This is a genomic window from Bradyrhizobium sp., from assembly GCF_019244115.1.
Lineage (GTDB): Bacteria > Pseudomonadota > Alphaproteobacteria > Rhizobiales > Xanthobacteraceae > Bradyrhizobium.
The window spans coordinates 1-11,223 of record NZ_JAFATE010000388.1 but is presented as its reverse complement, the minus strand read 5'-3'; the positions used below and the strand labels follow the sequence as shown (position 1 = coordinate 11,223).

The 11,223-nt window shown below is 63.7% G+C and carries 9 protein-coding genes and 1 pseudogene; 3 read left to right on the top strand and 7 right to left on the bottom strand.

The genetic code is table 11. The features are described from left to right. Window positions 1–206: 206 nt before the first annotated feature. Together JOZ76_RS16955 and JOZ76_RS16950 are read right to left on the bottom strand one after the other, a co-directional pair. A complete protein-coding gene (locus JOZ76_RS16955; RefSeq protein ID WP_291699932.1) occupies window positions 207–1,421 on the bottom strand; it encodes a hypothetical protein in 1,215 nt (404 codons plus the stop codon). Further along, complete coding sequence (locus tag JOZ76_RS16950; protein ID WP_291699930.1) at window positions 1,422–2,795, bottom strand: APC family permease; 1,374 nt, start codon at window positions 2,793–2,795, stop codon at window positions 1,422–1,424. Between the two features lie 301 nt (window positions 2,796–3,096). On the opposite strand from JOZ76_RS16950, the gene JOZ76_RS16945 reads away from it, so the two are divergent. Further along, window positions 3,097–4,401 carry an alpha/beta hydrolase gene (locus tag JOZ76_RS16945; RefSeq protein WP_291699928.1) on the top strand — a complete coding sequence of 435 codons (1,305 nt, stop codon included), beginning with the start codon at window positions 3,097–3,099 and terminating at the stop codon, window positions 4,399–4,401. A gap of 24 nt (window positions 4,402–4,425) precedes the next feature. Here JOZ76_RS16945 and JOZ76_RS16940 read toward each other — a convergent pair whose 3' ends face one another. The 3 genes from JOZ76_RS16940 to JOZ76_RS16930 all read right to left on the bottom strand — a co-directional run bounded on the left by JOZ76_RS16940 (window position 4,426) and on the right by JOZ76_RS16930 (window position 7,373). After that, a complete protein-coding gene (locus tag JOZ76_RS16940; protein WP_291699934.1) occupies window positions 4,426–4,794 on the bottom strand; it encodes a hypothetical protein in 369 nt (122 codons plus the stop codon). 227 nt (window positions 4,795–5,021) lie between these two features. Further along, window positions 5,022–6,194 (bottom strand): MFS transporter, encoded by a 1,173-nt coding sequence (locus JOZ76_RS16935; RefSeq protein ID WP_291699926.1) that lies wholly within the window; start codon window positions 6,192–6,194, stop codon window positions 5,022–5,024. A 69-nt stretch (window positions 6,195–6,263) separates the two neighbouring features. Next, window positions 6,264–7,373 carry a hypothetical protein gene (locus JOZ76_RS16930; RefSeq protein WP_291699924.1) on the bottom strand — a complete coding sequence of 370 codons (1,110 nt, stop codon included), beginning with the start codon at window positions 7,371–7,373 and terminating at the stop codon, window positions 6,264–6,266. Window positions 7,374–7,739: 366 nt separating this feature from the next. On the opposite strand from JOZ76_RS16930, the gene thrS reads away from it, so the two are divergent. Further along, a complete protein-coding gene (gene thrS, locus JOZ76_RS16925; RefSeq protein ID WP_291699922.1) occupies window positions 7,740–9,785 on the top strand; it encodes a threonine--tRNA ligase in 2,046 nt (681 codons plus the stop codon). Between the two features lie 85 nt (window positions 9,786–9,870). Continuing rightward, a complete protein-coding gene (locus tag JOZ76_RS16920; RefSeq protein WP_291699921.1) occupies window positions 9,871–10,434 on the top strand; it encodes a nitroreductase family protein in 564 nt (187 codons plus the stop codon). 18 nt (window positions 10,435–10,452) lie between these two features. Here JOZ76_RS16920 and JOZ76_RS16915 read toward each other — a convergent pair. Together JOZ76_RS16915 and JOZ76_RS16910 are read right to left on the bottom strand one after the other, a co-directional pair. Continuing rightward, window positions 10,453–10,843, bottom strand: a pseudogene (locus tag JOZ76_RS16915) (type II toxin-antitoxin system VapC family toxin). Between the two features lie 8 nt (window positions 10,844–10,851). Then, window positions 10,852–11,088, bottom strand: coding sequence for an antitoxin (locus JOZ76_RS16910; RefSeq protein WP_291699919.1), 237 nt, complete (start codon window positions 11,086–11,088; stop codon window positions 10,852–10,854). Window positions 11,089–11,223 lie beyond the last annotated feature (135 nt).

Here is an 11,223-nt window from a genome sequence, read left to right as displayed (position 1 = left end):
CGCCGAGAGAGTGAGATCCGGCTGCCCAGACAAGGCTACTTATATTCAACCAGCAAGGGCACTCCGTGTAAATACGCGTTCTTCAGGAGTGGATATCCTCCGGCAATGGCGGAGAAGATTTGGGCGTCGGGGTGAGATGCCCGCAGGGGGAGGCTGCAACGAACCGCGGAAAACGGTTTCGATCCAAAGGTCCGCGCGGAAGCCAACTAGCGCCAGAACCAGAACGGCATCGGGGCTGGCGGCGGATACGGCTCGGGACGCGGCGGCCGTTTTGGTCGCGGCGGGGGCACCTGCGCTGGCTCGGTGGACGTCACGACCGGCTCCGTGTCGTTGCCGGCGATCTTGACCGACAGAAGCAGGTTCGACTCATGGGTGCGCCAGCGATAACCAATGCCGAAATCCAGCGGCTGGGCCCGCTCGAACAGCGCGGCATAGCTGTCCTGGTAGCGACCCGGGAATTCGGCGATCGGCCCCTCATAGCGGCCGAACGGGAAGAAGCGCCATTTGCGCGCATCGAAATTCGCGAGCGGAATGCCGGAATCGTCCTGGATGATGGTTGCGCTGTTGACGAGCAGCCAGTCGCGCACGAGCGTGAAATTGCCGCCGTGCATCAGATAGGACGCGCTCTTGAGGAGGCTGTTGCCCGGCGCGAGCGAGGAACAGAACTTCAAGAACCCGCTCGCCCGCGCACTCGCGTTGGAAAGATCGGCGGAGACATAATAGAGCTTCCGCTCGGCACCGTCGGGCCCAGCGAAGGTGATGAGCGCACCTCGCACCGCATTCGGCCCCGCATTTTCGGCTGCGCCATGCACGCCGCCATTGGCATCGAGCGAGATCAGCTGGACGTCGCGGATCGTCTTACCCGTCCGCGCCAGGAACACGTAGAGGATCGGCAGCGTGCCGGAGATGTCGCCCTTGAGGTCGACCTTCATCTTCTTGGTGATGAAGAAGCTGAAACTCAGGATCGAACTCAGCGATTGCTCGACGTAAGAGAGCGCGGGTCCGATGTCGCCGGCCGGCAGGCGGGTGACGTCGGGGACCGACCCGGTCGGCTCCAGCGCCCCGAGCACATAGGTCATGGCCTTCGCATAGAATGCATCGGCGTAGATGAAGTCCGGGCCGCTGAACATGTAGAACATGGTCGGCTTTGGCGCGGCGAGGTTGGCATCCGCCCAGGCACGGATTTTCGAGAGCTGCCGCCGCTCCAGTTCGGCAAAGGCGTTGTCGAAGAAGCGCGCATGGCGCTGCCAGGCCGGGTCCATGGTCAGCGCGATCAGCGGGGAATTGGCGGATGGCTGCATGCCGGCCAGGAAGCGCGCGATGTCGTTGGCCGTGACGATTTCGGCCGACGCGCGGACCGTGCTCAGCAGGATCAACGCAAGCACGGCAAGCTTTTGAACAACGTCTCGAACATGACGCATCTAGTCGGAGCCCGGCAATGACGGCGCGGCACCGCGTGCGGGCCGCCACCGGAAAATCGCGTAGATGCCGAGCCCCGACATCATGATCAGCGTGCCCAGGCCCGACTCCACCGGCCGCTCGGTCACGAGATAATACATCATGAAAGCGGTCACGAGCAGGAACACCAAAGGCGTCACCGGATAGCCGAAGGCGCGGTAGGGCCGCGGCAGATCCGGCCGCGTGATGCGCAGCCTGATGAGGCCGAGCACCGTGAAGAACGAACAGAACAGCAGTGCGAACTGGATGAAATCGAGCACCGCCTCAAAACTCCTGGTGAACAACAGGACGGTGGCGACGGCGAGCTGGAACAGGATGGCGTAGACCGGCGCACCGCGGCGCGACCGCTGCGCGAACAGCGCCAGCGCCGAAACGTCCTCCCCCATGGTCATGGTGACGCGCGGACCGATCCACATCATCGCCGAGATCGAGGAGACGAGCCCGACACAGATCATCGCAGCGACGATGCGGCCACCGAGCTCGCCGAAGATGTAGCTGCCTGCGATGCTCGCCACCTGCAGCTGGCCCGCCAGTTTGTCGATCGGCGCCGCGATCAGGAACACCGCGTTCAGCGCGACATAGAGCACGAGCACGATCAGCGTGCCCGTCAGCAGCGAGCGCGGCAGGCTGCGCTGGGGCGCGCTGATCTCGCCGGTGATGTAGGTCGCAGCGTTCCAGCCGGAAAACGAATACATCACGAACACCAGGCTGATGGCGAATGGCGCGCTCGCGACGTAGCCGAGATCGGCCGGACGCGGCATGAAGGAGACCGGCTGGCGCGCGGGAAGCAGGAAGCCCGCGACCAGGAACGCGATGATCAGTACGACCTTGAGAATGGTCGAGACGAGCTGAAAGCGGGCCGAATGGCTGACCCCGCAGAGCTGGACCAGCGACACCAGCCAGACCAGTCCGAGCGCGAGCGGGAGCGGTGGAACAAATGGTGCCACCGCGCTGGCATATTCGCCAAAGGCCATTGCCGCCAGCGCCACCGGGGCGGCGAAACCGACGGTCGCCGACACCCAGCCGGCGAGAAAGCCGAAGGCCGGGTGAAACGCACGGCTCAGGAAATTGTACTCGCCGCTCGAGCGCGGAAACATCGCACCGAGCTCGCCATAGGAAAACACCCCGCACAGCGCCACGACACCGCCGAACGCCCAGAGCAGCAAGATCGAGAAGCCGGAGGGGATGGCCTTGACCTGGAAGCCGAGGCTGGTGAAGACGCCGACCCCGACCATGTCGGCCACGACGAGAGCGGTCGCCACCACGACCGAGACCGTCGGAGCGGAACCGGGCAGCCGGTCAGTCCATCCAGCACTCCCCGCCTCTGATACAGCCATTTTGCCCGAGGGCGCTCATGCCCTCCCTCTGTCTTCAACCAAGGATGAGGCCGGACCCATTCAAGCAAGGTTAACAAGGGCTAAATGTGGCAATCCATTTTTGGTATGTTGCTACCGCATTTCTGCCACTTTCGCGCGAAATCCACTGGTTGCCGCCTGCAACGGGATGGCCCACAATCAGGACACGATCTTGTGTTGTCGTGATTGTACCGGATGTGGGGAGTTTCTCCGGACGCTTAACGTCGCCTTGAAACTGGCGGTTGCATTTAGCCACTTGCCGCTGGATCTGCGCAGAGGGTGGATGGTCGGAGCTAGTCCGAGGTACTGTGGTATCGGCTTGGGGAATCGGGGGGATCGGTCGACGATCACTGCCGGTTTGCGCGGCCATGCGCGGCTTGCATCGGCCCGCTCGTTGGCCCGCACCGTGGCGATCTGCCTCTTGCTGCCGTTCACCTTGGCGCTGGCACAATGCGGCCAGGCTCCCGCTCCCGGCGCGCTTGCGGCGAATGCCGCCTCTTCCGGCGACAATTTTGACGAACGCTTCCCGGCTCCGCGCTTCAGGGCTCGCTACCCCGGCTCGGACGAGACTTTCCGGCCGTTCGAACTGGCGCCGAAGGAGGCCGCTGCGCCCGAGACCACGCCCTATCAAGTGGCGTCGCTGGAGCCCCAGCTGCCGCCCTCCGAGCGTCCCGTCGACCGGGATGAACTGACCACGCTGGTCAGCATGAGATCGTCGGCCTTCCCCTATTTCGGCAACAATCCAACCTCCGACGAGCCCTTCCTGAACGTGGTGAAGGGCGACCGGCGCGGCCACAAGAGCTTTGCCGGCCATGTCTTCTGGCAGGACGAGACCTACAACGACAACCGCGTGTTGGTGCACATCCCGGAGAATTTCGACGTCAAGAAGCCAGCTGTGATCGTCGTGTTCTTCCACGGCAATGGCGCAACCCTGGTGCGCGATGTGCGCGACCGCCAGCTGCTGCCGCGGCAAATCACCGAGTCCGGCGTCAATGCCGTCCTCCTTGCTCCACAGCTCGCCGTCGATGCCGCCGATTCCAGCGCGGGAAAATTCTGGCAGGAGGGCGGCTTCAAGCGCTTCATGGCCGAATCGGCCGAGCATCTCGGCCGTCTCTATGGCGAGCCGGGTGCGGCCAAGGCCTTCGCCAACATGCCCATCGTCATCATCGGCTATAGCGGCGGCTTCCTGCCAACCGCCTACAGTCTCGATATCGGCGGGACAGCCGGTCGTGTGCGTGGCGTGGTGCTGCTCGACGCGGTCTATGGGCAGCTCGACAAGTTTGCGTCCTGGATCGAGAACAACCGCGCCGGCTTCTTCGTCAGCTCCTACACGCATTACACCGCGCGGCACGACCACGAGCTGATGCAGATGATCAAGGAAAAAGGTATCGCCGTATCCGAAGACATGGACGGCCCGCTCAAGCCCGGACGCGTGGTGTTCGTCGAGACCGGCGAAGGCATTACGCATCGAAATTACGTGACCCAGGCCTGGACGGAGAATCCGGTCAGGGACGTACTGGTCAAGATGGCGGCCGCACAATCCGCAAACCGGATCGCGGCGGGCACATCGTCCAGCTCCAGCCGCTGAGCTCTCTTCGCGCGGCGAACGAGCTCAGCCTTTCGGCAGCTTAGGCATGCTTTCGACAAAGCCGTTGAAGCAGGCGAGCCGCTCGTCCTCTTCCTTGGCGTAGCGGCAATCGGCAACGCTCTTTGCGGCCGGCGCTTTGTCTTTCGGGGCCGGCTTGTAGACCTCGTCGTAGCAGTTCAGCCGCTCCTTGGTGCCGTCGTCGATGTCGAGGCAGCCTTGCAGGCGGACCGCGGTGGATTGCGGCTTGGCGGCGGCCTGCTTGACGGCTGCGTGCTTGGCCATGCCGCGCGGCTTGACCTGAACGAGCGGCTTGTCGCCGACCATCGGCGCATCGGATTGAGCAAAGCTGGCGGCCGACATCAAAACGGCTGATGATGCCAATGCCAATCTCAGGACCAATCTCATGTCAGTTCACTTTCGCTTCGACCACGGAGGCAAGATAGATCATCAAGGAAAAATGGGACGGCAGTCCCGAAAGCGGCCTTTAATCCCGTCTCGCCGGTTTTGCCAAGCTCCCTCCTTCACTGCGATGGACAAATCTTTGTCGCACCGCCTGCTGGGAGAAGCTGCAAACGACAGGAATTCGGCGGTTTTCCGGTCGCCGGGCGCGACTTTTGCGCTCAGCAGGCCGGGATTTTCTGTGCAGGCCGGCTCAGGACCACCAGGATCAATGCCAGTGCGAGAAAGGCCGTGGCAACAAAGCCCAGACTGCGCAACAGCTCATGCGCATACAGTAGCCCGCCGGTCGCGGAGCCCAAGGCCTGGCCGATATAGAGCACCGATGTGTTGAGCGAAACCGAGGCGGGCGCGAGTGGCGGCGCGGCTGCCACCAGCCGCACTTGCTGCATCGAATTGGCGGACGCAAAACCTAGTCCCCAGATCGAAACGGCGCCCACCATCAACCAGTAAACGCCCGCGCCGAGCGCCCAGCCGACGATCCCTGCGAGGACCAGCGTCGTGAACAGGACCGATGTCCGGTAGGCGCCCCAGGAATCCACGATCCGGGTCGCCAGCAGCACGCCGAGAAAGCCGCAGATGCCGTAGACGGCAAACACCAGCCCGATCTCATGCGGACCGGCCTGCGTCAGCGTCCGCAGCAGCGGCCCCATGAAGGTGAACACGACGAACTGACCGGACATCTGCAAGGTGGTGATCAAGAGCAACAGCACGACGGTGCGGTTGCGCCCGAGCGCAACCCAGGTCTTCAGATCGACCGGGGCGCCGGTCAGGCGGCCCGGCAGGCGCCATGCGAGAAATAGCGCGCTCAGGGCGCCGACGGCACCGATCGCACCATAGGCGGCCTGCCAGCCATAGTGGCTTGCGACCGATGTGATCAATGGCAGGCCGGCGGCGGCCGCCAGCGACCAGCCGAGAAATACATAAGCAATGGCCGAGCCGCGCTTCTCTGCCGACACGATCAAGGCCGTCGTGCCGGCCGCCTGCGGTGTATAGAGTGCGCCAATCGCGAGCATGACAATGCGGACGGCGAGCAGGCTCCCATAAGTGGGCGCGAGGCTCGAGGCGAGGTTGCCGAGCGCAAGCACGGCGAGCGTGGCCGACAACAGTAGGCGCCGCTCGATGCGGCTCGTCAGCCATGCGCTGAGCGGCGAGGCGACGCAAAGCATGACGGCGCCGAACGTGATCAGGAGACCCGCGGTCGAGATGCTGACCGCAAAGCCTTCGGACAATTCGCTCAGCATGCCCGCTGGCGCCAGCACGGAGCAGCCGGTAACCAGATTGCCGAGCATCAGTGCAGTCGGGGCGAAACGACGGGCGGGAGGTGCATTTTCCATGCAGCTGCATGTAAATACGACCGAAGAAGAACGAAAGCCCCCGGCGCGTTTTTTCAGACCGCTCCTGCGTCAGCTATTCTCGGCCGAGCGCCGCGGCGGGCTCGGCGCTGGGCAGGTCACGGTGAGCTTCTCCAGCGCACTCGCCAGTCCCTCGCTCGACAGCCGCGTCGTCCGTGCCAGCCTTTTGCCGTCGGAGAGCGACGTCTCGGTGAAATCGAATCGCGGCGTCTCGGTAAACGTGCGGAACGCCGTCTTGGTGAGGCTCAGACCCCAGATCTCGACTCCCTGCCGCTTGGCGGGTGGGGGCCGGAAATACAGCGACGTTGCGGGCGCATTGGAGATCGAGATGGTCGGCAGCAGCGCATTGCCGGCGGTCTGCCGCTGATAGTCGAGCTCGAAGCGCTCGCCGTCCATGCAGAACAGCCGCCAATGCGTCGTGCGATACACACCATCGGCGCCGTCGCGCTGGGTCAGCGTCTTGTAGACGACGCCGCGGGCGGCGTTTTCGAACGTCCACGGCGTCTCGACAAAGTCGCGCCGGTCGATGCCGAACCGCGCGATCTCCTCGCGGGTCAGGACATGCATGTCCTCGAAGCGGACGGTTTTTGCCAGATCGAGCAAGGCGGTCTCCGCGCCCATCCTCTTCAAGTAGCTCGACAGGCTGCGATCGATGCGCTGCCGCCCGCGTTCGGTTGCCGCGGCGCGCATTTCCCTGGTCGGCGTGCCGCCCGTGAAGGCTACGACCACCCGGGCCGAGTGGACGCCAACCACGGCATCGGCGGCGATCTCGCGCGTGGCAGCGCCCAGGATCAAATATGGACATGCCGAGACGCAGATCGCGCCGCGGGTCCAGAGATCGGCATGCACTTCGGCGCCGGACTGCTTGACCTTGAGGCAGGGCGCGCTGTCCTGCGCCTCGAAACCGCATTCGCGCGCTACGGTGCGGCCCACACGCGCAACGGCGCCGCGTTCCCTGAGCATCCCGCCCATGGCGATCGCCTGATCGACATTGCCGCCCGGCGAGGCGAAGTAGATCGGCAGATTGCGATCCTTGATCCGCTGCAGGAATTTGCGGAAGCGCGATGCCGCATTGGCATCGATCTGTCCCTCGACGGCGATCCACCGGTTGCAGCCGGGACCGCACGCATCGCTCGCGCCGGTCGCGACATAAAATGCCATTGGCTCGGCGGGCATTTCCGCCGACGCGGCGGCGATCGAGATTGATGTACAACTCAGAACGAAGAGACCAGCGAGAAGAGCTCGCTGGGCGAGATCGGTGGCAAGACGCATGCTGGAAATCATTCCGGAAGGTGCCCCCCCTGCGCGGGAAGCTGTAGCAAGTAGAGGCGGCCCTGTCCATCGTGCGCGCTCGCGTTCCGGCCGGGAACACGCAAGTTTCGCAGAACCGCCGCAATCGTTCGGGGACTGGAGGAAACGCCGAGGTCCCGGGCCGCCTACATCTGTTGTCTGCGCGATTCGCCTGCTATACCGCTGCCTCCCGCTTACCTGCGCTCGTTCGCAGGAGTGAGCTTTGAGGAGATCATCATGCCCGACCACAAATCCGAATCCGGATTCCAATACAGCATCACCAATTTGAAACCCGCTGAACAGCCCCAGAAAATCACCCTCACCTTTCCCGACGGCGCCAGGCGCGAATATCCGAAAAACATCACCGGCCTCGAGATCGCCCAGGGCATTTCGCCCTCGCTGGCCAAGCGCACCGTGGCGATGGCCCTTAATGGCACGCTCACCGATCTCGCCGATCCGATCGAAGAGGATGCTCGGGTAGAGTTCGTCGCGCGTGAGGACGCGCGCGCGCTGGAGCTGATCCGGCACGACTGCGCGCATGTGCTGGCGGAGGCCGTGCAATCGCTGTGGCCGGGCACCCAGGTCACGATCGGGCCGGTGATCGAGAACGGCTTCTATTACGACTTCTTCCGCAACGAGCCGTTCACCCCGGAGGATTTTTCCGCGATCGAGAAGAAGATGCGCGAGATCATCGGCCGCGACAAACCCTTCACCAAGCAGGTGTGGGACCGCGAGAAGACCAAGCAGGTGTTCCGCGACAAGGGCGAGAGTTTCAAGGTCGAGCTGGTCGACGCCATTCCTGGCGACGAACCGATCAAGATCTATTTCCAGGGCGACTGGTTCGATCTCTGCCGCGGCCCGCACATGACCTCGACCGGCAAGATCGGAAATGCCTTCAAGCTGATGAAGGTCGCGGGCGCCTATTGGCGCGGCGACAGCAACAATCCGATGCTCACCCGCATCTACGGCACTGCCTTCGCCAGGCAGGATGAGCTCGACGGCTACCTCAAGCAGATCGAGGAAGCCGAGAAGCGCGATCACCGCAAGCTCGGCCGCGAGCTCGATCTCTTCCACTTCCAGGAAGAAGGTCCGGGCGTGGTGTTCTGGCATCCGAAGGGCTGGACCATCTTCCAGCAGCTGATCGCCTATATGCGTCGGCGGCTGGCCGGCGACTACAGCGAGGTGAACGCACCGCAGATCCTCGACAAGTCGCTGTGGGAGACCTCTGGCCACTGGAGCTGGTATCGCGAAAACATGTTCGCGGCGCAGTCGGCGGGCGACGAGGCCGAAGACAAGCGCTGGTTTGCGCTAAAGCCGATGAACTGCCCGGGCCATGTGCAGATCTTCAAACATGGCTTGAAGAGCTATCGCGAGCTGCCGCTGCGGCTCGCGGAGTTCGGCGTGGTGCATCGCTATGAGCCCTCGGGCGCGATGCACGGCTTGATGCGGGTGCGCGGCTTCACCCAGGACGATGCGCATGTCTTCTGCACCGAGCAGCAACTCGCCGAGGAGTGCCTGAAGATCAACGACCTGATCCTGTCGACCTATGCCGATTTCGGCTTCGAGGGCGAACTGACGGTGAAACTGTCGACCCGCCCGGACAAACGCGTTGGCACCGACGAGATGTGGGATCACGCCGAGCGGGTGATGGCGACCGTGCTGCAGGAGATCAAGGCGCAGCGCAACAACATCAGGACCGAGATCAATCCGGGCGAAGGCGCGTTCTACGGCCCGAAATTCGAATATGTGCTGCGCGACGCCATCGGCCGCGACTGGCAGTGCGGCACCACGCAGGTCGACTTCAACCTGCCGGAGCGGTTCGGCGCCTTCTACATCGACGCCGACGGCGCGAAGAAGCCGCCTGTCATGGTGCACCGGGCAATCTGCGGCTCGATGGAGCGCTTCATCGGCATCCTGATCGAGCACTATGCCGGCAACTTTCCGCTGTGGCTCGCGCCGACGCAGGTGGGGGTCACCACCATCACCTCGGAAGGTGACGAATACGCCAAGAAGGTTCTGGCCGCCGCGCGGCGCGCCGGCCTGCGCGCGGAGATCGACCTGCGCAACGAGAAGATCAACTACAAGGTCCGCGAGCATTCGCTGGCAAAAATCCCCGCGCTTCTGGTGGTCGGCAAGAAGGAGGCCGAGACCCATTCCGTCTCGGTCCGCCGCTTCGGCAGCGAGGGGCAGAAGGTGATGCCGACCGACGAGGCGATCGCGGCACTGGTCGAGGAAGCAACGCCGCCGGATGTGGCGCGGGCGCAACGCGCTGAAGCGGCCTGATCGTAATCGATCTAAGGTCGCTTCCATCGGCGCCGCCTGAGGCCTATCTCAGGCGGCGCCCCAATCGTTTGCGAAAGAGAAGATCGTGCCCGACGCCATCGACCTGCTGAAAACCCGCCGTTCGGTCAAGCCGCGCGAGATGACCGGCCCCGGTCCCTCGCCGGCCGAGCTCGACACCATTTTGACCATCGGGGCGCGCGTGCCCGACCACGGCAAGCTCGCGCCCTGGCGCTTCATCCTGTTCGAGGGCGACGCGCGTGTCCGTGCGGGTGAAGTCATCGCCAACGTGTTTGCGAACAAGAACCCGCAGGCGACCGCTGCGGAGATCGAGATCGAAAAGAAGCGGCTCACCGACGCGCCGCTCGTGATCGGCGTGGTCAGCTTCACCAAGCCGCATCCAAAGGTGCCGGCCTGGGAGCAGGAATTGTCCGCCGGCGCCAGCGCGATGAACATCGTCACCGCCGCGACCGCGCTCGGCTATGGCGCCTGCTGGCTGACGGGATGGTTCGCCTTCGACCGCGACGTGCTGGACGCCTTCGGCCTCAAGGCCGACGAGAAGCTCGCCGGCTTCATCCATATCGGCAAGCCCGCCCGGCCGAACGAGGACCGCCCCCGCCCTGATCTGTCTGCGATCGTCACACGGTTCTGATCCGTTTGCAGCGACGCCTCAGGCCCGCCAGTTCTCGACTTTAAGCCAGCGAACACGCCGGAACTCATCGGTATTCGCGGTCACGATCGTGGCTCCGGCCGTGCGGGCATGAGCGGCAATCAACAAATCATTGCCGCCGATCGGCGTGCCCGCAGCCTCCAGTTCGGCGCGGATTGCACCGTACTCCACGTCGGCCGGAGCATCGAATGGCAAGATGTTGATCTCGGCAAGAAGGTCTTCGACCAACTCCAGCAGCCGACTCGAGCCCCTCTTCGCGCAGCCGTAGCGAAGCTCCGCCGCAACGACGATGCTTGTGCAGATGCTGTGCTCGCCCGCCTTGGCGATTCGATTAGCAACTCTACCTTTTGGATGTCTGATGAAGGTCGGAGATGACGTTTGTATCCAACATGTAGAGGGTCAAGGATCTTTCTCCGGCCGCGGCAACGGATCGTCGATTTCGGGGAACTCCTCGTCGAACGGCTCCATCATCTTGAGCAGAGCCAATAGCCCACGCTTGCGCAGCGGCTCGATCACCAGACGATCGCCATCGCGATGCATGATCGCCTCATTACCCGGCAATTCGAATTCGACGGGAATGCGGACGGCTTGGTTGCGGCCCTTACGGAATAGTCTGACGTGCCGTTGTTCGGACATCGCTCACTCTCCTGGCATATGCCAAGACATATGCCAGGGTGGTCGCCCCGCAACAGGGTCTAAGACCCGATCGATCGCCAGCTTGAGGGCAGGTCTCCACTGCGAAGATGCCGCCTGCTCTAGCGCGCGGTCACC